This is a genomic window from uncultured Granulicatella sp. (genome assembly GCF_963528195.1).
In the GTDB taxonomy this organism is placed as follows: domain Bacteria; phylum Bacillota; class Bacilli; order Lactobacillales; family Aerococcaceae; genus Granulicatella.
On record NZ_CAURVN010000010.1, the window covers coordinates 1 to 21,754 of the forward strand.

Below are 21,754 nucleotides of genomic sequence, written 5' to 3' on the forward strand. Positions count from 1 at the left end.
TTACCATAGCTAGACTTACTTTTCAAGTCTTTTTTGTAACTTTTTTTATATTTTTAGAAATATTTTCTCTTGTTATTTTCTTCTCTATTTAAAATGTTGATTTTAAAGCTTTTCTCTTGTTTACTTCTGTTTTTAGGAGGAGTATACTAGATTTGTGAAGCCGAAATAGCTCAGTTGGTAGAGCAACGCACTCGTAACGCGTAGGTCGCAAGTTCGAGCCTTGCTTTCGGCACTAGGTAGAGTTGTTTGACTTTCATTATTTTTCAAACTATATCTATTTCATATTTAAAGCCCCCAGATTTTCATCTGAGGGCTATTTTTATTTTACTACGTTTTGAATAATGGTTAGTACTACTTCTTTTGCTTTTTCCATGCTTTCTAATGTAACAAATTCATACTGTCCATGTAAATTCTCCGCTCCTGTAAATAGGTTTGGTGTTGGAATACCTTTAAATGTAATAATACAACCATCTGTTCCCCCTCTAAAAGGTTGGATATCTGGTTCAATTCCACATTGTCGGTATGCTTCTATTGCTACTTCAACTGAAGTCATATCTTCTTTTAACACTTCATACATATTAAAGTACTCATCATAAATGTGACATTCAATTCTTGGAACATCATAAGTTGCATTTTGTTCTTCTACAATTTTTGCGAATTTTTTCTTTCGCTCTTGGAATTTCTCCATTGAATGATCTCGAATAATATATTCCGCTTCTACCATTCCAATATTTCCTGATTGTTTTGCAAGCATATAGAAACCTTCATAGCCACTTGTCTTTTCTGGAACTTCCTGTTCTGGTAATTTTGAAAAAAGTTTTGCAGCTTCTGCAAGTGCATTTACCATGACATCTTTTGCTTGACCCGGGTGTACACTTGTTCCATTAATTTTTACAACAGCTCTTGCGGCATTAAAAGTCTCGTACTCTAATTTCCCAACCACTCCACTATCTAATGTATAAGCAAATTGAGCTGGCATTCTTTCTGCTTTAAAGCGATGTGCACCTTTTCCAATTTCCTCATCTGGTCCAAAAGCTACCCAAATATCTCCATGTGGAATTTCTGGGTTAACTAATAAATCGATGGCTGCTTCTAATATTGAAACTAATCCTGCTTTATCATCTGCACCTAACAATGTGGTACCATCTGTTGTAATAAGAGTTTGGCCGATATAATTTTTCAAATTAGGAAACTCTTCTACTCGCATCATCAATCCTAATTTAGAATTCAACAATACATCTTCACCATCATAATTCAAATGTACTTGAGGCTGAATATTTTCAGCATTAAAATCTGCAGTGTCGACATGTGCTACAAATCCAATCGATGGTGCTGTTTTACCTTCTGGCAAATTACTCGGAATGCAAGCTACTAAATAAGCATCTTCTAAATCTAAAGAAATATTTGAAAAGCCTAACCCCTTCAATTCCTGTTCCAACATTTGTAAAAAATCTAACTGACTCTTTGTTGTTGGAACGGCAGATGAGTTTAAATCACTTCTTGTATTAATCTTTGCATATCGTACAAAACGATCTAACATGCTTTCTCGCATTAGTAAGAGTCATCTTCTTTCACTTGATAGAATTCTAATTCTGCAATCGTTTCACGACCAAACATTTCAATCGTTACTTTAACTTTTTGTTTTTCAACATCAATTTCTGTCACTTTACCACTCATACCATCAAAAGCACCTTCAGTAATAATGACATAATCTCCTACTTTAGCGTGTAAATCTACTGGTGCATGAGTTGGCACTCCTAAGCGACCTAATAATGTATCCACTTCTTCCGGTAATAATGGAGATGGTTTAGAACCTGCTCCGTGAGAACCCACAAACCCTGTTACACCTGGAGTGTTACGTACAACATACCATGCTTGGTCAGACATAATCATTTCAACTAATACATAACCTGGGAAAGTTTTGTTAATCGTAACTTTCTCTTTTCCATCTTTTACTTCTACTTCTTCTTCCTCTGGAACAATTACTCTAAAAATATTTTCTTCCATACCCATTGAACTAATACGTAATTCAATATTTGATTTTACTTTGTTTTCATATCCTGAATAAGTATGTAATACATACCATTCTTTTGCTGCATTACTCATCGTAATTCCTCCTATTATTTGTTCATACAAAAAAACCTTCTTACTTGAAGGTTTTTGCTTGTTTTCATTATACCACTATTTTATAACTCTTGCGAATTATTTAATAATTAATTTAAATGCACTTGCAATGGCAAAATCCACTACTGTGAAAAATCCTAACGCAATTAATACTGCCATTACAACTGTTAATGTATATTTATTAACTTCTTTACCAGTTGGCCATGTTACTCTCTTCATTTCTTTAACAACATTTACTAAAAAACGCATTCGAAACCGCTCCTCTCGATTATTTAGTTTCTCGATGTAGTGTTTGTTTATTGCAAAACTTACAGAATTTTTTTAACTCTAAACGTTCGACACGTTTATTTTGCCCTAAAGTAAGTGTGTAGTTTCTTGAACCACATACACTGCATGCCAACGCTGCTTTCTTTTGTGCCATATTTTCACTACTCTCTTTCTTCTACTATATCATATCTATTCAATCATAAAATTCTCAGTGCCAATTGTCAAGCATTAGCGAAAAAATATCACACTAATGACTAATAATAACATTTGCATGACATGAATCATTAACATATTTTTAATGGCTAATGCAAAAGTTGATCGTTTCTCTTGTTTCTGAATGAAGACTTGAATATTTTTATACACTGGAATTCCCACTACTAGAGTTCCTATCATTAAAATTGGTGCAATTTTAAATACAACTGCTAACACCATAGCTATAAAACTAATCAGATAAAGCCCTTGATATAATTTTAATGCTTTTGATTTTCCAATATAATACACCAATGTATAGCGGTGGTTCGTAATATCTGTTTCTAAATCACATAAATTATTACTTAACATAATATTCGCAATCGTACATACTAACGGTAACGAGAGCAGGACTACTTTGAAGTGATCTAACAACGCTAATCGGACAACCAACATTCCTTCGTCTAATCCCATCCATGCAAAACTGGCTTCTGGAGAATTTAAGAAAATCACAATCCAAAAAATTCCAAATCCCATTGTCACTCCAGACAATACTTCCCCTAATGGCATTCTTGAAATTGGAATTGGACCAAAAGTATAAAAAATTCCAATAACAAAACAAAGCATTCCAACAAATAATAAAATAAGATTTGTTCTCATCACTAAAATGATTCCAATAATTGTTGCAACACCGACTAAACTTCCGAAAATCATCGCAGCTTGTTTTACCGTTAAAGACGAAGTTCCAATAATATTTTCTTCTTGGCGATATGTTTCATTTTTTGCTTTGACATAATCCATTAAATTATTCATAACAGTCGTTGCCATATCAAAGCACACCATTCCAATAAAGAACAATATCATATTCACTGCATTGAAATTCCCAAATGTCCAAATTGAATAGAGTAATCCAACTACAAAAGGAATGACACTCGCAATTTTCGTTCTCAACTCCACTAATTCAATCATATCTTTCATATTAATGCGTCCCTTCCCATGTATATTGATCATTCGTTAGTTTAAACGCATTTTTAATCGAATTTGAAACATAGACTTTCTTATCTCTTGTCATGAAAACTGCATCTACATCATCTTTTTGATTCACATATTTCAACCCTTCTTCTACACCAATCGAGAACATAGACGTCGACAACGCATCTCCTCTTGTAGAACTTGAGACAATAATTGAAACTCCTGCAATATCATTTTCATATGGATATCCTGTTTTTGGATTTAAAATATGATGATAGGTTTTACCATCTACTTCTAAATATCGTTCATAAATTCCAGAAGTAACGATTGTCTTTTCTTTTTCTAAAATCGTTCCTAAAGTTGTACCACGACTTTCTAAAGGATCTTGCAATCCAACATTCCAAGCTACCCCATCTCGTGCTGGAGAACCACCCATTACGACAATATTCCCCCCTAAATCAAGAACCGCTGTTGTCACTCCTTCTTTTTTAAAGAAATTCCATAATTGGTCTGCAATAAACCCTTTCGCAATTCCACCTAAATCTAATAACATGCCTTTTTGAGTTAGATAAACACTTTTTTCTTCATCATTTAAAACGACATTTTTATAATTTACTAAAGGTAGTGCATCATCAATTTCTTTTTGGGATGGTTTTCTAGCATCTGGAAACCCGATTCTCCATAAACTTGTTAAAGGTCCGACCGTAATATCAAAACTACCATCAAATTCTTCGCTATAAGTTAGACCTTGTTTAATGACATCATATACTTCATCGCTGACAGCAACTGCATGATCTCCTGCTGCTTCATTAATCGCATCGACTTCAGATCCACTAGCATTAACAGTAATTCTAGCTTCCAAATCTTTCACCATTGCAAAAGCACGCGCTAATAATTCTTCAGTATTTGGATGATACACAGATAATGCTACTGCAGTACCTAATAAGAAATCTGTCTTCTTAACGGGAGACTTAATAATTTCTCTAGGTGTTTTTACGGAAGCTGAGGAAACAACTTCTGCTTCTTGAACTTTCTTTTGTTGGCAACTCACTAATCCAATTGAACTTAAGGCAAGAGTTGTCACTAACAACCATTTATTGATTTTCATATACCTCTCCTTAATGTATAAATTCCATTCAAATAGTCTACTAAATTTTTCACAATAACTCAAGCTAAACTCCTATTTCAAAAGAAAAAACCGAGCCTAAGCCCGGTTCATCGTCAAATTTAAATTAGCCTTGAGGTGCAGCCACTTTAATTTCTTTAGTGTCGCCTTTTTGAGCTGCTTCAATTAATTTATTTGCATATTCTACAAATGAAGTGTGTGCATTTGTAGCACCAGCTACTACTTCAACATCTGAAGGTTTTTGTTTTTCAACTAATCCAATATTGTATGCTTTGAAGTATTCAGCAGGTCCAACTTTAACTTTATCTTTCATTTGTTTTTCATAAGCTTCATCTTCTGATTTACGTTTACCATCTTTGTTTAAGTTATCATAATCTGAAGAAGTGATTTTTCCACCTTCTACTACGATTGTAAATTCAACATGCCAACCACGTTTATCAGCTTCTGATACTAATTTGTAAGTACCGTCTTTTAATTCTCCTGAAGCAGTAGATTTTGCCGCTTGAGTAGTTTGTGCTGCTTGAGTAGTTTTTTCAGAAGAAGTTGATGAAGTAGTAGATTTTGAACCTCCACCACATGCAGTTAAAACAACTACTGATGATAATAAAACAGCTGCTGTTGCTAATGATTTTTTGAATGTCATTTTATTCATCCTTTTCTCTTTATTTTAGAATTTTTGTAAATTCTTTAGGTATTATTATACCATGTTCCTTTTTCTTTGCAAACTCAAAGCAATGTACGCTTCATCATAGTATAATATCAACAACCTTTTCAACTCAAAACGAGACTTCTCAAAAGAGAATTTCCAAGAATGATGAACACTCTCTTCCCTTCAGAGAATTTATTTCTAAAAAAACTTCAAAGAATATATCCTTTGAAGTCCATCATATAATCACATCGTACGTTCTAATAATTGTTGTGTTAATTGCGTTAACGTTGCCTTCATATCACTTTCAGGCAAACGTTCAATTTGAGACAAAGCTTGTTTCGTATATCGCATTGCTAATTGTTGTGCTTTTTGCAACCCACCAGAATCATGCACTAATTTTCTTAATAACAATCTCTCTTGTTCAGAAATCTCTTGTTTTTTCTCTAGTAATGGAATTATTTTTTGAGGCTCTTTTTCTAGTGCATAAATTAATGGCGCTGTATAAATTCCTTGCGCAACATCTTCTAAAACAGGTTTTCCAAATTCTTGAGGAGTTACTTGATAATCTAAAATATCATCTAAAATTTGAAACGCCATACCAATTTGCTGACCAATTTTCTTTGCTCTAAGCGCATCATCCATTTGTCCTAATGTTGCGCCCATATAACAGCTAACCATGAATAATTGAGCTGTTTTCCCTTCGATTCGTTTCAAATATTCTTGAAGCCCTAAATCATAGCGATAACGATTTCTCATTTGTGCTAATTCGCCTTCTACAACTCTTGCCATTCCATTAGTTGGAAGTGTAATTCCTTCTAAATCAGATAAATGCGTTGAAAGAAGTTGATAGCAACTCGTTAAAACAAAATCTCCAGCATAAATCGCTACACGATTTCCATAACGAGCATTTAGTGTATCTCGACCTCTTCTCATATCTGCTTCATCAATAACATCATCATGGAGCAATGTTGCTACATGTAGTAATTCTAAAGCAGCTGCAACGGCTCTTACTTGTTGCCAGTTCCCATTTTTACTCCAGTTAGCAAATAATGTCAGATAAGCAGGACGAATCATTTTTCCACCTTGCTGTAACATCGCCACAATCGCTTGGTGAATGTCTTCATCTTCCATTTCAACACTGTCTAACATTAACTGACGAATGGCTGATAATTCTTGTTTTAAAAACGGGTATTCATTCCACATTGAATGAATCATTTCCATAATTTTTTCTCCAATCACTATAGACAAAAAGCCGGCGAAGCCGACTTTTATCTCATTTAACGTTCTTGTTTATCTGCACCGAAACCATAAATATGTTTCGAAGTTCCATACCACCATTTACCAGCAGTTTTTTGGAACCATGGAATGAAGTAGTAATCTAAACCAAATGCACGTCCTGAACCGTTCATTAAAGCAATGGCTGCTGGGATAAACCACATATTTACCCAGTAGAACATACCTGACAATACAAATGTTGTTACTAATCCAACTGTTACTGCATTAACAATCCATGTTAAGAATCCAGCCATAATTGCTAAACCAATCGCTAATTCTACAAATGACATAATTGTTTGCATTACATGAGCTACTTCAACGTTTGGAATCATAATTTGCATAATTGAAGCAAACCAGTCTGGCATTTTATCTAATACCATCATTGGTTGTTCCCCATATGAATAGTTAAATCCAAATGAAGTTGCTACTTCTGCTACTGTTTGAGTAGCTGCTCCACTTGCAGCTGCAACTGTTTCAGCTGCACCGCTTGCTGCACTAGTTGGTTCAACTAACCAAGGGAATGGGAATGCTAAGTGCGTTCCATCAATCCAGCTATGTGCACCCCAAAGACCAAAAATTTTTTTCAATCCTTCGATTGTCCACATTCCACCATAGAATAAACGTAATGGTAGTGCCCAAAGAACATTTCCGTAACGAGACAAATGTCCACGGAAGATATTACGACGATCTTTAATATGGAAGAATTCGTGGAATACATATTGAATCGCATAATATAATGAGAAGATTTCTAAGAAGTATTTGATATTTACTAAATGTTTCATCAACATTGCAAAGAAACCACTTAAGTGATATTTGCCCATTAAGAAAGCTACACCATAATGAGATCCAATTGAAACCATGAATCCATCATATTTTCCTTTATAAGCAACTTTTGCATCATTTTCTACATCTGCAATAATATTTTTCGCTGCTGTATGTCCAGTTTGTTCAGCTGCTTGAACAATTTGTGGAGTTGGACGATTTTCTTTATCAGGTTCTTCATAATAAGCTAAGTCCCCGATTGCATAAATGTTTTCTTCTCCATCTACTTGCATAAATTCATTTACGACTAAACGACCTGCACGAGCAGATTTGAATCCAAATACTTCAGATTCAGTATTCGCTTTAACACCAGCTGTCCAGAATAATGAGTAAGTTGGAATGACAGTACCGTCTACTAAACGAATGCTGTTTTCTTTTACTTCTTCAATTCCGTTTCCTTTAATCACTTTAATGCCACGGCTAGTCATGAATTTCTCAGCTTTAGCAGCATCTTTTTCATCTAACATATTTAAAATCGTTGGAACTGCTTCAACAATATATAACGAGAATTCACTTTCATCTAAGTTATATTGTTTTGCTAATACTGGAATCCAGTCCATGATTTCACCGACTAATTCTACCCCAGTAAATCCAGCCCCACATACTGTAAATGTTAATAAAGCACGGCGTTTTGGAGTTACATGCTCTTTAGCTGCACGTTCTACACAGTGAATAATGTGTTCGCGCATTTTAATCGCATCTTCCATTGACCATAATGTAAATCCGTGTTCTTTCACACCTTGTACACCAAAGTCATTTGCTTCTCCACCCATACCGATTACTAAATAATCATATTGGAAAGATTTATAAGTTGTTGTTACAACTTTTTTAGTTTTATCTAAGCTTACTACTTTGTCCGTTACTAATTGAACATTTTTTGAACGTGCAAATAGTTTTTGTAAATCATATTGGATTGCTTCAGGCTCTACACGACCTCCAGCTACTTCATGTAACTCCGTCATGTATGTTAAATATGGATGTTTATCAATTAATGTAATTGTAACATCTTTATCTTTTCTGAAATGACGTGATAATTTCTTCGTTGCTGCTACTCCTGCAAATCCTGCACCGATAACAACAATATTTGTTTTCGTCATTAGAAATCCCCTCTCGTTTTGTAATTTTTTCACTTAAGCATTATAGTATAAAATCAACATTTTGTCTAATCAATTTCTTTTCTTGAAAGTTTTCATAAATTTACATTTCTTGTTTTTCACGATATGCTTTTAATATTTTGACATGATTTAAAGCATAATTTGCAGCAATCCCAATCGCAATACCCGCAAAAATCCCTACAATCGACATTGCAGGTAAATATAAAAGTACTGTCCAAGATTTAGCAATAAAACTCGCAATGACTAATTGCCCAAAATTATGTAAAATTCCTCCAGTAGCACTCACGCCAATTAAACTCACACGCTTCGGTCCTAATTTTTTAACGAGTAACATTCCTAACAAACTAAACGCCGCTCCTGCACTACTGTATAGTAAAGTAGAAAAAGTTCCACCTAACAAAGCAGTCAACAATGTTCTTAATAAAACTACTAATATAACTTCTTGGAGCGACAAGGTATATAAACCGATGACCGTAATAATATTGGCAACTCCTAATTTAGCTCCCGGAGCAAATGCAAAAGGAAAAGGAATCGCTTGTTCTAGTAAACTCAAAATAATTCCTTGAGCTGTTAATAACGAAATAAATAACATTTTTTTCAACGTTAGATTTTGTTTCATTTATCTACCACCTCTCATTAAACTCGTCTTATAATTGTACCATAACTCGTAAAAATCTTAAAAAGATATCTAAAAAACGAACATAAAAAGACCCCAAAAGTAACTTTTATTCTTACTTTTGGGGCAGTACGTCATTTATGAACGGCGCATTAATAATTTTCTCTTCCATTCCATCACTTTTGGTGCAACATCTTGAAACATTGTAAACCAGAAACGATTAATCGGTAAATCAAACTCTCCAATATATTCCACTAAAATTGGATCAAAAGATTGTTTAAACTTAGTAATACCTGTATGATCTTCTGCATTACTTGAAACTCCAAACATATCATAATGACGAATACCTTTTTCATCATACATTTGTTGCATAATCCATGTTTGTAAAGCTTTATTTGCATTTAATCCTGCATCATCTGTAATATTCGCTCCGTATAAATAATATGCCGTTTCTTTATACGTTGCGACAAATGCTCCACTTAAAACTTTTCCATTTGGATATTCTTTACACAGCGCTTCTAACTCAATCATTTCTTGCTCATATTTCCCAATATTTTTCAACAAGCTTTCTCTTTGATTCAATAAATTTGTCTTCTTTTTCTCATTTTGAGTACTTTCAACTTGTGAAGCAATTTTTTCCACCTCAGCTTTTGCTTGGTGAATTCTGTTTTCTGTTGATTCTTTTGCAACATGATAATCAATTTTTGCAAAATATAAATCCATCATATCGTGAGCATGTAATGTTTCATAGATAGTTGTTAAATACTCTTTACTTCTCGCAATATATTGATCACGTTCAGCAGTAATACGATTTAACACTTCATAATCATCAATATCTTCGATAGTTCCTTTATAACAAACAACTCCACGTTTTTGAGCCATTGTAACTTTATATCTTTCTTTAGAAGAGAAAGTATCTAAAATTCCTTTCCCCTTATCTTCTAGTTCTACAATCATTGTCATTCTTGGTTGAATGCCATCAAACCCTAAATCTAGTGGTTGACTTACAAATCCTGATTCTAATAATAATTGGCGAACGGATTCTTGATTGATTCCATCTTCTACAATTGAAAAGTCATTTAATCGTTCTCTCCACATAATTTCAGGGTCAATTTTCAAACCAAATACTCGTTTTTGTTTTAAATAAGCTTTCAAAGCTTCAATCACTTCTTTAAATTGTTCTGCATTATGATAATCCGTCACAATCCCTCTAGGAGCATACGCTAAATATCTTTTCACTACAGGAAGGGCACGGTATAAAATCATCGTCGCTGCAACTGGTTCATCTTGATCATTCATTACAAAGAGAATATCATTACTCCATTCTCCTCTTGTTTTCACTTCTCCCCATTCCGGAGTTTGAAAAAGAGTACAGTTCCCTTGAGTTTGTAAAAACTCATGATATTCTGCTATAGAATTTTTCATATCTTTAATATACATCTCTAACTTCCTCTCACGTGTTGTCATTGAATAGTATGACACTTATATAGTGGATTGTCAAAAAATGTTAGGAAGAATCATATAAAAAAGCCAAGCTTTCGCTCGGCTTCTTGTCTATCTTAAAATAGTTTTAAATATTGATCTAATTCCCATTGTGTGACTTGTGAACGATACGCTGCCCATTCGAATTTCTTCGCTTCCACAAAGTTACTGTAAATATGTCCACCTAATGCATCTTTTACAACTGTATCAGCTTTCAAGCAATCAATCGCTTCTGCTAAACTGCTTGGAAGATCATCTATTCCTACTTCTTTTCTTTCTGCTGTCGACATTGCATAAATATTACGGTCTACTGGAGCAGGAACTGGTAATTTTTCACGAATCCCTTCTAAACCAGCACGTAAAATAACTGCCATTGCTAAATAAGGATTTGCTGCTGGATCCACACTTCTTAATTCGATACGAGTAGAAAGTCCTCTTGCTTCAGGAATACGAATTAATGGAGAACGATTTTGAGCTGACCATGCAATATATACAGGCGCTTCATATCCAGGCACTAAACGTTTATAAGAGTTGACTGTAGGATTACAAATCGCTGTTAAAGCTTTCGCATGTTTCATAACTCCAGCAATGAAATAACGACAAGTATCACTTAGTCCATGTTCATCTGTAGGATCATAGAAGGCATTATTCCCTTCTTTATCAAATAATGATAAGTTAAAGTGCATTCCACTTCCTGCAATCCCAAATACTGGTTTTGGCATAAAGGTTGCATGCAATCCATGTTTACGCGCAATTGTTTTTACCACTAATTTAAAGGTTTGAATATTATCGCACGCTGCTACAGCTGGTGCATATTTCCAGTCAATTTCATGTTGTCCTGGTGCTACTTCATGGTGGCTTGCTTCAATATCAAATCCAATCTTTTCTAATTCTAGTACAATTTCACGACGACATTCTTCCCCTAAATCGACTGGAGCTAAATCGAAGTAACTTCCTTGGTCATTTCCTTCAAGCGTTGGTTCTCCTTTTTCATCTAATTTGAATAAGAAAAACTCTGGCTCTGGTCCTAAGTTAAAATTAGAAAATCCTAAGTCTTCCATTTCTTCTAAAATACGTTTTAAGTTTGAACGTGGATCTCCTGCAAATGGTGTTCCATCTGGTTTATATACATCACAAATTAAGCGCGCGATTGTTCCGTGTTTACTACTCCATGGGAATACAACCCATGTATCTAAGTCAGGGTATAAATACATATCACTTTCTTCAATACGAACAAACCCTTCAATGGATGAACCATCGAACATCATTTTATTCGATAATACTTTTTTTAATTGAGTAATTGGTACTTCCACATTTTTAATCGTTCCTAAAATATCCGTAAAAATCAAACGTAAATAACGAACGTCCATTTCCTCAACTTGTTTTAAAATTTCTTCTTGTGTGATTGTCATTTTTCTCCACCTCTATAATAATTTCTCTTGTCCAGATAATCTTCCAATATGCATAATTTCGTTATACAAAATTCGTCGAACATCTTCATCCGTTAATCCATCATTTGATGAAGTTTTTTCTAACGGATTTTTCTTTTTATTCGAATAAATTTTTTGAATCGCAACAATCGTCAATCCATCCGACAAGTAGTCTTTGATTTCTAATAATCGATCTACATCATTTAGTGAATACATTCTGCGATTAGTGTCGGAACGTTCAGGTGTAATTAAACGTTGTTCTTCATAGTAGCGAATTTGTCTCGCCGTTAAATCAGTCAATTTCATGACTGTTCCTATTGGAAATACTGCTAAAGAACGTCGTAATTCTTTTTCTCCCATTCTCAAACACCTCTCTTATTCTCTATGATAGCTGTATTGTAAAAATAACGCACATAAAAGTCAAGGGTTCCCTTACTTTTTATGTTATATTTTCTAACATGGTTTTCTTTTCAACAAAAAAGACTAGGTTTCCCCAGCCTTTCCATTTTATTATTCGTTTTCAGTTCCCCAAACTTCTTCGGCAACTTCTTTAATTAACGCTAATTTTGCCCATTGTTGCTCTTCTGTTAAAATATTTCCTTCTTCAGTTGATGCAAATCCACATTGAGTACTTAATGATAATCTCTCTAATGGAATATATTGGCTCGCTTCTTTAATACGAGAAATTAATTCTTCCTTGCTTTCTAATTCTCCAAATTTTGAAGTTACTAATCCTAAAACGACTTTTTTATCACCAGAAACTTTTGCTAATGGAGTAAAATCTCCTGCACGATCTGTATCAAATTCTAAGTAATAAGCATTCACTTCTTCTTGCTCGAATAATTCTTCAGCAACTGATGCATAACCACCACTTGCAGCCCAAGTAGAATGGAAGTTTCCACGACATACGTGAGTATTTACAACTAATCCTTCTGGAACATTTTTATACACAGCATTATTTAAACGTAAAAATGTTGCTGCTAATTCACGTCTTACTTCTTCTTTATCACGACCTTGTCCCCAAAGTGTTAAGAAGTTATCATCCACTAAAATACCCCATGTACAATCATCAACTTGTAATGTACGTAATCCCTCATCAAATAATTGTTGAATCACTTCTAAGTATGCTTTTGAAATATCTGCTACCACATCATCAAAGTTTGAATATACACTATTCAATTGTTCCACATGTTCTTCATCACGAATTAATTCAAAATATAATTGAGATGGTGATGGAATTGTAATACGAGCTTCAACTTCATCATTATCTGCGACTAAATCTCTTAAAAATGTGTAGTGAGCTACGAATGGATGGTTACGTCCATGAATCGTTCCTACTACAGTAGCTGAGTCTGGCTTAGTCACTTCATCATGGAATTGGTATCCTGTTTTAGCTTGAACATGTTTAATTCCTCCTAATCCCCAGAAGAAATCTAAATGCCAATAAGCACGACGGAATTCCCCGTCTGTAATTCCTTTATATCCCGCTTCGATTTCTTTTTTTACTAAATCACGAATTGCTGCATCTTCAAAGTTTTTTAATTCTTGGTAACTAAAATTTCCTTTTTCATACTCTTCACGAGCTTGTTTTAAATTTTCTGGTCTTAAAAAACTTCCTACTGTATCAAATTTAAATGGTGCGTGTTTTGTCATCTTGATTACCTCTCTTCTCTAACTAACGTAATTACATTGTAACTGACTACTCCGTTATTGTCACATACTAATTTACTATATTTAAATATAGTTTAAAGCTATATCCATTGACAAAAAAACTCTTATAGAATCGAGTTATTCTATAAGAGTTTCTCTAAATATAAATTTCGTACAATTTAATTTTCTTTATAAATTTTTGGATATTTCAACAATAAAATCGCTACAACAATCGTTACAATTAATGTTTGTAATCCAGCAATTCCATTCACTGTGAATGAATACCAATATGGCGATACTCCTTCTGGTGCATATTTACCCCAGAATAAAAATCCTGCTACAAAATGCCAGAAATAACGAACTCCAACACCGATGATTGAAGAAATAAAAATATAAAAAATTGCTAACGCTTGTTTATCATTACGAATAGCCTTTTGGAATTGATGATGAAGTAAACCAGCGAATCCCATTACTCCAAATGCAATTATATATTCCAAAACCACTTGAGAGAATGATAAATAAACTACTTTCCCAAGCGGGAAATGTAATACTCCCCATACTAAACCTGAAAATAAAGCTGGGTACAATCCTCTTCTCAATGCAAATACTACTAAAACAATTGCTCCAAAAGATGGAGAAAACCATCCCATAAAATCAGGAACAAATGACAACGCCATCGCTAACGCCGCTACAATCGCTCCTTCTACCCACGCAATTCTTTTTACAGACATAAAAAAGCCTCCTTGTTTTTTTACAAAGAGACCCATTGTAGACAATTATTCATACAATCCCTACGCACGTATTAACGTAACAGGTTCTAAGAGTTTGTAAAGACATCTCAGCCAACGGAACCTCTTTGTATCCTTTTTTTAAAACATGAATTTAGTATACGCTCTTACAAGGATAGATTCAACACTTATTTCTCAAATAGTCTTCCATTGTCTTGAAATTTCCGTTATTTCTATTTGTGGGATTAATTCTTCTATCAACTCTCTTGTAGCAATTCCTACTGAAAAAGCTGTCGCACTACCAGATGCTGCCCCTTGCTTCAGACTCATTCTATAATCATTTGTCTCAATAAATTTCGCCATAAAGCCAGCTAACATCGAATCTCCAGCACCTACAGAATTGATTAGCATACCTTTTGGTATATTTGAAGTAAATACTTGTTCTGTTTCATTAACTAGAAATGCTCCTTCACCTCCACAAGAAATCAAGACATTACGAGCCCCTTTTTCTCGTAATTGAAACGCATAGTTCAACATTTCTTCTTGTGTTTCAATTTTTACTCCAAATAATTCTTCTAATTCATGTTGGTTCGGCTTAATCATAAACGGCTGATAAGGTAAACAGGCTAATAATGAATTTTTTGTAGTATCAAGCACTAACTTTACCCCTCTTGCATGACAAAGCTTTGCAATTTCAACATAAGACATCTCATCTAATCCTGGAGCAGCATTTCCTGCTAAAAATACGATATCTCCTTCTTTTAAAACATCTTCGAAATAATTCATTAATTGTTGAAATTGCTCTACACCCACGCTAGGACCAGCTGCATTGATTTCTGTCTCTACTTCTCCTTTAACTTTAACATTAATTCTAGTAGTCCCTTCAACAGAAATAAACTGAGGGGTAATCCCTTCTTTTTCTAGAAACTCTTCAATATAGTTCCCTGAAAAACCTCCAAGAAATCCTGTAGCAATATTATTAATACCTAATCGCTTTAATACAATCGACATATTAATCCCTTTACCACCTGCTATATATTCCTCACCCATAGAGCGATTCAATATTCCTAATTGACAATTCGGAACTTGAATCACTAAATCTACTGCAGGATTAAACGTAATTGTGTAAATCATCTTCTCACCACTTTCAATGTAAAAAATAGGGCTAGCGAAACGCTAGCCCTCTAAAAACATCCTAAAATGTCATTATTTTTTTAAGTTGTAGAATGCTGAAAGACCTTGGTAAACCGCTAAGTCACCTAATTGATCTTCAATACGTAATAATTGGTTGTATTTAGCAATACGGTCTGTACGGCTTAATGAACCAGTTTTGATTTGTCCAGCATTTGTAGCAACTGCGATATCAGCAATTGTTGAATCTTCAGTTTCACCTGAACGGTGTGATACAACTGCAGTGTATCCAGCTTTTTGAGCCATTTCAATTGCGTTGAATGTTTCAGTTAAAGTACCGATTTGGTTAACTTTGATTAAGATTGAGTTTGCAACGCCTTGTGCAATACCACGAGATAAGATTTCTGTGTTAGTTACGAATAAATCGTCACCTACTAATTGAACTTTACCGCCTAAGCGTTCAGTTAATAATTTCCATCCATCCCAGTCGTTTTCGTCACATCCGTCTTCGATTGTGATGATTGGGTATTTCTCAACTAATTCAGCTAAGTATTCTACTTGTTCAGCAGGAGTACGTTTAGCACCTTTTTCACCTTCGAAGATTGTGTAGTCATATACGCCATCTTTGAAGAATTCTGATGAAGCACAGTCAAATCCTAAGAATACATCTTTACCTGGTTCTAAACCAACTTTTTTAATAGCAGCTAAGATTGTTTCTACAGCATCTTCAGTACCTTCAAATGTTGGAGCGAAACCACCTTCGTCACCTACAGCAGTTACTAAACCACGGTCGTGTAAAATAGCTTTTAATGCATGGAATACTTCAGCACCCCAACGTAAAGCTTCTTTGAATGTTGGTGCACCAACTGGTAAAATCATGAACTCTTGGAATGCGATTGGAGCATCTGAGTGAGATCCACCGTTTACGATGTTCATCATTGGTGTTGGTAATACTTTAGTGTTGAATCCACCTAAGTATTGGTATAATGGTTGATCTAAGTAATCAGCAGCCGCACGAGCAACAGCGATAGATACGCCTAAAATTGCGTTAGCTCCTAATTTACCTTTGTTTGGAGTTCCATCTAATTCGATCATTAATTTGTCGATCGCCATTTGTTCGCGAACGTCAAAACCGATGATTGCTTCAGCAATAATGTTGTTTACATTATCAACAGCTTTTTGAACTCCTTTTCCTAAGTAACGAGATTTGTCGCCATCACGTAATTCAACTGCTTCGTATTCACCAGTAGAAGCTCCTGAAGGAACCATACCGCGTCCGAACGCTCCGCTTTCTGTGTAAACTTCAACTTCGATAGTTGGGTTACCACGTGAATCTAATACTTCTCTTGCTAATACATCTGTAATAAATGGCATGATTTATTAACTCCTTTATATTTATTTGTACGTTTCTATTTTAGTCGAAAAATGCTTTATATGCAATCTTTTCCTTAAATTGAAAGCCTTTTTTTTAGATTATTTTTGAATTAAGCTTTCGCCTGTCATTTCTTCAGGTTTTGCTACATTCAATAAGTCTAACATTGTAGGTGCAACGTCTGCTAAACGGCCACCTTCACGTAATGTAACACCTTTTTTCGTTACAATAACTGGTACTGGAACTGTTGTATGTGCAGTATGTGGTGTACCTTCTGGAGTAACCATTGTTTCTGAGTTACCGTGGTCAGCAAAGATAATGGCAGTACCACCTTTAGCTAAAATAGCATCCACTACTTTACCTAAGTTTTCATCTACTGCTTCGATTGCTTTAATCGTTGGCTCTAACATACCAGAGTGTCCAACCATATCTGGATTTGCGAAGTTTAAGATGATTGCATCATTTTCATCATTTTGAATCGAATTATATAATGCATCTCCTACTTCATAACAACTCATTTCAGGTTTTAAGTCATATGTTGCAACTTTTGGAGAAGGAATTAAAATACGGTTTTCTCCTTGGAATTCTTCATTACGTCCACCATTCATAAAGAATGTAACGTGTGGATATTTTTCAGTTTCTGCAATACGTAATTGTGCAAGTCCTGCTTTTGATAAAACTTCTCCTAAAACATTTGTCATAGGAATTGGTGGGAATGCAACTTCTGCATCCACACTTGGATTGTATAATGTCATTGTCACAAATTTAACATTTGCAGCACGTTCACCACGATCAAAGTTTGTCCACTCTTTATCTGTAAATGCATTTGATAATTGAATCGCACGGTCAGGACGGAAGTTAAAGAAGATAACTGCATCATTGTCTTCAATTTTTGCAACTGGTTGTCCGTTTTTAACAATTACTGATGGAATTACAAATTCATCTGTTACATTTTCAGCATAGCTATGTTCAATGACTGCTTGAGCTGATTCGAATTGAGGGCCTTTTGCATGTGCAATTGCATCATAAGCTAATTGAACACGTTCCCAACGTTTGTCACGGTCCATTGCATAATAACGACCTGATACAGTTGCGATTTGACCTACTCCAACTTCTGCAATTTTGTCTTCTAAAGTCTTAATGTAAGATGGACCAGCTTTTGGATCCACGTCACGTCCGTCCATGAATGCATGAACATAAACTTTAGAAATCCCTTTTGCTTTTGCTGTTTCAATTAATGCTAATAAATGATTAATATGGCTGTGTACACCACCATCAGATAATAATCCGAATAAGTGTAATGCAGAACCATTTTCTAATACATGGTTAAATGCACCATTTAATGCTGGGTTTGTTTCGAATTCACCATCTAAAATCGCTTTATCAATACGAGTTAAGCTTTGGTATACAATACGACCTGCACCGATATTTGTATGACCTACTTCTGAGTTCCCCATTTGTCCATCTGGTAAACCTACATCTAAACCTGATGCTTTTAATGTTGTATGAGGAAATTCATTATAATAACGGTCAAAATTTGGTTTCTTTGCTTGTGCTACAGCGTTACCTTCTACTTCTGGTCTCCATCCGAAACCATCTAAGATAATAATCGCTACTGGTGATTTAGACATTATTTTACTGCCTCCAATAAAGCTAAGAATGATTCAGGTTGTAAGCTTGCTCCACCTACTAAAGCTCCATCTACATCTGGACAAGCCATGTATTCTTTAATATTTTCAGGTTTAACAGAACCACCGTATTGTACACGTACTTTATCAGCTACTTCTTGACCAAAGTCTTTCGCTACAACATCACGTACTACTTTACACATTTTTTGAGCATCATCTTGAGAAGCTGATTTACCAGTTCCGATTGCCCAAATTGGTTCATATGCAATCACTAATGATGAAACTTGTTCGTTTGATAATCCTTCTAATGCTGCAGAAACTTGTGCTCCTACAAACTCAGCAGCTTTACCAGCTTCATAAGTTTCTAATGTTTCACCACAACAGATGATTGGTAACATACCATTTGCGAAAATTGCTTTTGCTTTTTTATTAATGTCAGCATCTGTTTCGTGGAAATATTCACGACGTTCTGAGTGTCCAATCACAACATAGTGAACTCCCATTTCAGATAATACTTTTGGAGAAGTTTCTCCAGTATAAGCACCTTCTTGTTCGAAATAGCAGTTTTGAGCAGCTACTTTTAATTCTGAACCTTCAGCTGCAGCTAATAAAGTAGATAAATCAACTGCTGGAGCTGCAACAGCAGACTCAACAACTTCTGATGATGGTAATTTTCCTGCTAAAGCCTCAACAAACGCTTGAGTTTCTTTAGGATTTTTATTCATTTTCCAGTTTCCTGCAATAATTGGTTTACGCATAATTTTGTCCTCCTAAAATTTTGTATGAAGCAGACTCACAAAAATGAACAAATCATTTCAGTGAGTCTTTTTCATTATTTAAATTATTTATCACTAATTGAAGCTACACCAGGTAATTCTTTACCTTCTAAGTATTCTAATGAAGCTCCACCACCAGTTGAGATATGAGTAAATTTATCCGCATATCCTAAAGAAATTGCTGCTGCTGCAGAATCTCCTCCACCGATGATTGTTGTAGCGCCTTGTAAATCTGCAATAGCTTCACAAACACCAATTGTTCCTTTAGCAAAGTTAGGTAATTCGAATACACCCATTGGCCCATTCCATACAACTGTTTTTGCATCTTTTAAGTAGCTAGCAAATAATTCTACAGTCTTAGGACCGATGTCTAAACCTTCTTGGTCAGCAGGGATTGCGTCAGATGCTACAATTGTTGCAACTGCATCATTTGAAAATTCTTTAGCAACAACGTTATCGATTGGTAACACTAATTTGTCGCCAGCTTTTTCCATAATTTGTTTTGCTAATTCAATACGATCTACTTCTAATAATGATAGACCTACTTCACGACCCATAGCTTTGAAGAATGTATAAGCCATTCCTCCTCCGATTAACACTTTATCAGCTTTATCAATTAAGCTTTCGATAACGCCAATTTTATCTGAAACTTTCGCTCCACCTAAAATAGCTACGAATGGACGTTCTGGATTATCTACAGCTCCACCAATGAATTTAATTTCTTTTTCCATTAAGAAACCTGCAGCAGATTCTAATTGACTAGCAATTCCTACGTTTGATGCGTGAGCACGGTGAGCTGTACCAAATGCGTCATTTACGAACAACTCTCCTAAAGATGCCCAATATTTTCCTAACTCAGGATCGTTTTTAGATTCTTTTTTACCATCTAAATCTTCGAAACGAGTATTTTCAAATAATAAAACATCTCCTTCAGCTAAACCATTAATAGCTGTTTCTAATGCTTCTCCACGTGTTTCTGGAACAAATGTTACTTCTTTTTTCAATAATTCTGATAAACGTTCAGCAACTGGACGTAAGCTTAAACGAGCTTTATCTTCTTCAGATTTTACTTTTCCTAAGTGAGAGAAAAGAATTACTTTAGCATGATTATCAATTAAATATTGAATAGTTGGTAATGCTTGTACAATACGGTTATCATCAGTAATAACACCATTTTTTAATGGAACGTTAAAGTCAACACGTACTAATACTTTTTTTCCTCCAACAGATAAATCTGTTACAATTTTTTTAGCCATAGAATAGCCTCCTAAGTTATATATATTTGGAGCGAGTGTAATACCCACATTATGAAAACAGGGCGAGGAAGCGAATGCTCCCATCGCCCTGAAAAATTCGATACGATTAGCTCTATCAAAACTTTAAATTATAAATTTGCAAAGTATTGTAAAGTACGGATTAATTGAGCAGTGTATGACATTTCGTTATCATACCAAGCAACTGTTTTAACTAATTGTTTGTCGCCTACTGTCATAACTTTAGTTTGAGTTGCATCGAATAATGATCCATAAGCGATACCTACGATATCAGTAGATACTAATGGTTCTTCAGTATATCCGTAAGATTCAGTTGCAGCAGCTTTCATAGCAGCGTTAACTTCTTCAGCTGTAACTGGTTTTTCTAATACTGTTACTAATTCTGTTAATGAACCTGTTGGTACAGGAACACGTTGTGCAGCTCCATCTAATTTACCGTTTAATTCTGGAATAACTAAACCGATAGCTTTAGCAGCACCAGTTGTATTAGGAACGATGTTTACTGCTGCAGCACGAGCACGACGTAAGTCACCTTTTGCGTGAGGTGCATCTAATGTGTTTTGGTCACCAGTATAACCGTGAATTGTAGTCATTAATCCTTCAACGATTCCGAAGTTATCGTTTAATGCTTTAGCCATAGGTGCTAAACAGTTTGTAGTACATGAAGCACCAGAGATAACTGTTTCTTTACCTGTTAAAATGTCATGGTTTACGTTGTATACAACTGTTGGTACATCATTACCACCAGGAGCAGAGATAACAACTTTTTTAGCTCCACCTTTTAAGTGTAATTCAGCTTTTTCTTTAGAAGTGAAGAAACCAGTACATTCTAAAACGATATCAACGCCTAGTTCTCCCCATGGTAATTCTTCAGGATTACGGTTAGCTAATACTTTAACTTCTTTACCGTTTACGCGGAATGCGCCTTCTAATACTTCAACTTCTCCGTTGAAACGTCCTTGTGTTGAATCGTATTTTAATAAGTGTGCTAATTGTTTAGCATCTGTTAAGTCGTTGATTGCAACAACTTCTAATCCTTCCACTTCTTGAATACGACGGAATGCTAAACGTCCAATACGTCCGAAACCGTTAATACCAACTTTAACTGTCATAATAGTTTTTCCTCCT

At 34.9% G+C, this 21,754-nt stretch carries 21 protein-coding genes, 1 tRNA gene and 1 riboswitch; of the genes, 1 reads left to right on the forward strand and 21 read right to left on the reverse strand.

Going from position 1 to position 21,754, the window contains the following annotated elements:
• Window positions 1–159 precede the first annotated feature (159 nt).
• Window positions 160–232, forward strand: a tRNA-Thr gene (locus tag RWR88_RS04330).
• An 87-nt stretch (window positions 233–319) separates the two neighbouring features.
• On the opposite strand, the gene pepT is transcribed toward RWR88_RS04330, so the two are convergent.
• The 21 genes from pepT to gap all read right to left on the reverse strand — a co-directional run bounded on the left by pepT (window position 320) and on the right by gap (window position 21,738).
• On the reverse strand, window positions 320–1,552 hold the full coding sequence (pepT, locus tag RWR88_RS04335) for a peptidase T (RefSeq protein ID WP_314450812.1): 1,233 nt from the start codon (window positions 1,550–1,552) through the stop codon (window positions 320–322).
• The gene (gene nusG, locus RWR88_RS04340; RefSeq protein WP_314450813.1) at window positions 1,552–2,106 is read right to left on the reverse strand and encodes a transcription termination/antitermination protein NusG; all 555 of its coding nucleotides are present in this window, start codon (window positions 2,104–2,106) and stop codon (window positions 1,552–1,554) included. Before nusG ends, pepT begins: the two co-directional genes overlap by 1 nt.
• Before the next feature lie 96 nt (window positions 2,107–2,202).
• Window positions 2,203–2,373 carry a preprotein translocase subunit SecE gene (gene secE, locus RWR88_RS04345; protein WP_314349533.1) on the reverse strand — a complete coding sequence of 57 codons (171 nt, stop codon included), beginning with the start codon at window positions 2,371–2,373 and terminating at the stop codon, window positions 2,203–2,205.
• A 19-nt stretch (window positions 2,374–2,392) separates the two neighbouring features.
• Complete coding sequence (gene rpmG, locus RWR88_RS04350; protein ID WP_006703972.1) at window positions 2,393–2,545, reverse strand: 50S ribosomal protein L33; 153 nt, start codon at window positions 2,543–2,545, stop codon at window positions 2,393–2,395.
• A 74-nt stretch (window positions 2,546–2,619) separates the two neighbouring features.
• Window positions 2,620–3,558 (reverse strand): 1,4-dihydroxy-2-naphthoate polyprenyltransferase, encoded by a 939-nt coding sequence (locus RWR88_RS04355; RefSeq protein WP_314450814.1) that lies wholly within the window; start codon window positions 3,556–3,558, stop codon window positions 2,620–2,622.
• A 1-nt stretch (window position 3,559) separates the two neighbouring features.
• The gene (locus tag RWR88_RS04360; protein ID WP_314450815.1) at window positions 3,560–4,660 is read right to left on the reverse strand and encodes an FAD:protein FMN transferase; all 1,101 of its coding nucleotides are present in this window, start codon (window positions 4,658–4,660) and stop codon (window positions 3,560–3,562) included.
• Between the two features lie 124 nt (window positions 4,661–4,784).
• A complete protein-coding gene (locus RWR88_RS04365; RefSeq protein WP_314349530.1) occupies window positions 4,785–5,321 on the reverse strand; it encodes an FMN-binding protein in 537 nt (178 codons plus the stop codon).
• A gap of 249 nt (window positions 5,322–5,570) precedes the next feature.
• Window positions 5,571–6,548, reverse strand: coding sequence for a polyprenyl synthetase family protein (locus RWR88_RS04370; protein WP_314450816.1), 978 nt, complete (start codon window positions 6,546–6,548; stop codon window positions 5,571–5,573).
• Between the two features lie 56 nt (window positions 6,549–6,604).
• Entirely contained in the window at window positions 6,605–8,521 is a 1,917-nt protein-coding gene (locus RWR88_RS04375; RefSeq protein WP_314450817.1) for an NAD(P)/FAD-dependent oxidoreductase, read from the reverse strand.
• Between the two features lie 100 nt (window positions 8,522–8,621).
• Window positions 8,622–9,158, reverse strand: coding sequence for a Gx transporter family protein (locus RWR88_RS04380; RefSeq protein ID WP_314450818.1), 537 nt, complete (start codon window positions 9,156–9,158; stop codon window positions 8,622–8,624).
• Window positions 9,159–9,293: 135 nt separating this feature from the next.
• On the reverse strand, window positions 9,294–10,595 hold the full coding sequence (locus RWR88_RS04385; protein WP_314450819.1) for a peptidoglycan bridge formation glycyltransferase FemA/FemB family protein: 1,302 nt from the start codon (window positions 10,593–10,595) through the stop codon (window positions 9,294–9,296).
• Between the two features lie 119 nt (window positions 10,596–10,714).
• Complete coding sequence (glnA, locus tag RWR88_RS04390) at window positions 10,715–12,049, reverse strand: type I glutamate--ammonia ligase (RefSeq protein ID WP_314450820.1); 1,335 nt, start codon at window positions 12,047–12,049, stop codon at window positions 10,715–10,717.
• A 12-nt stretch (window positions 12,050–12,061) separates the two neighbouring features.
• Window positions 12,062–12,427 carry a MerR family transcriptional regulator gene (locus tag RWR88_RS04395; RefSeq protein WP_314450821.1) on the reverse strand — a complete coding sequence of 122 codons (366 nt, stop codon included), beginning with the start codon at window positions 12,425–12,427 and terminating at the stop codon, window positions 12,062–12,064.
• 150 nt (window positions 12,428–12,577) lie between these two features.
• The gene (locus RWR88_RS04400) at window positions 12,578–13,720 is read right to left on the reverse strand and encodes a 5-methyltetrahydropteroyltriglutamate--homocysteine S-methyltransferase (protein ID WP_314450822.1); all 1,143 of its coding nucleotides are present in this window, start codon (window positions 13,718–13,720) and stop codon (window positions 12,578–12,580) included.
• A 176-nt stretch (window positions 13,721–13,896) separates the two neighbouring features.
• Window positions 13,897–14,448: an energy-coupled thiamine transporter ThiT gene (gene thiT, locus RWR88_RS04405; protein WP_314450823.1), complete on the reverse strand. Its 552-nt coding sequence runs from the start codon at window positions 14,446–14,448 to the stop codon at window positions 13,897–13,899.
• Window positions 14,449–14,488: 40 nt separating this feature from the next.
• A riboswitch (TPP riboswitch) is annotated at window positions 14,489–14,583 on the reverse strand.
• Between the two features lie 57 nt (window positions 14,584–14,640).
• Window positions 14,641–15,579: a 1-phosphofructokinase gene (gene pfkB / locus RWR88_RS04410; protein WP_314450824.1), complete on the reverse strand. Its 939-nt coding sequence runs from the start codon at window positions 15,577–15,579 to the stop codon at window positions 14,641–14,643.
• Between the two features lie 72 nt (window positions 15,580–15,651).
• Window positions 15,652–16,950: a phosphopyruvate hydratase gene (eno, locus tag RWR88_RS04415; protein WP_006703959.1), complete on the reverse strand. Its 1,299-nt coding sequence runs from the start codon at window positions 16,948–16,950 to the stop codon at window positions 15,652–15,654.
• Window positions 16,951–17,049: 99 nt separating this feature from the next.
• On the reverse strand, window positions 17,050–18,579 hold the full coding sequence (gene gpmI / locus RWR88_RS04420; protein WP_314450825.1) for a 2,3-bisphosphoglycerate-independent phosphoglycerate mutase: 1,530 nt from the start codon (window positions 18,577–18,579) through the stop codon (window positions 17,050–17,052).
• Window positions 18,579–19,337, reverse strand: coding sequence for a triose-phosphate isomerase (gene tpiA / locus RWR88_RS04425; RefSeq protein ID WP_040507405.1), 759 nt, complete (start codon window positions 19,335–19,337; stop codon window positions 18,579–18,581). The genes gpmI and tpiA overlap by 1 nt, the downstream gene beginning before the upstream one ends.
• An 80-nt stretch (window positions 19,338–19,417) precedes the next feature.
• Window positions 19,418–20,608 carry a phosphoglycerate kinase gene (gene pgk, locus RWR88_RS04430; protein ID WP_314450826.1) on the reverse strand — a complete coding sequence of 397 codons (1,191 nt, stop codon included), beginning with the start codon at window positions 20,606–20,608 and terminating at the stop codon, window positions 19,418–19,420.
• Window positions 20,609–20,736: 128 nt separating this feature from the next.
• Entirely contained in the window at window positions 20,737–21,738 is a 1,002-nt protein-coding gene (gene gap / locus RWR88_RS04435) for a type I glyceraldehyde-3-phosphate dehydrogenase (protein ID WP_314450827.1), read from the reverse strand.
• Between the last annotated feature and the right edge of the window lie 16 nt (window positions 21,739–21,754).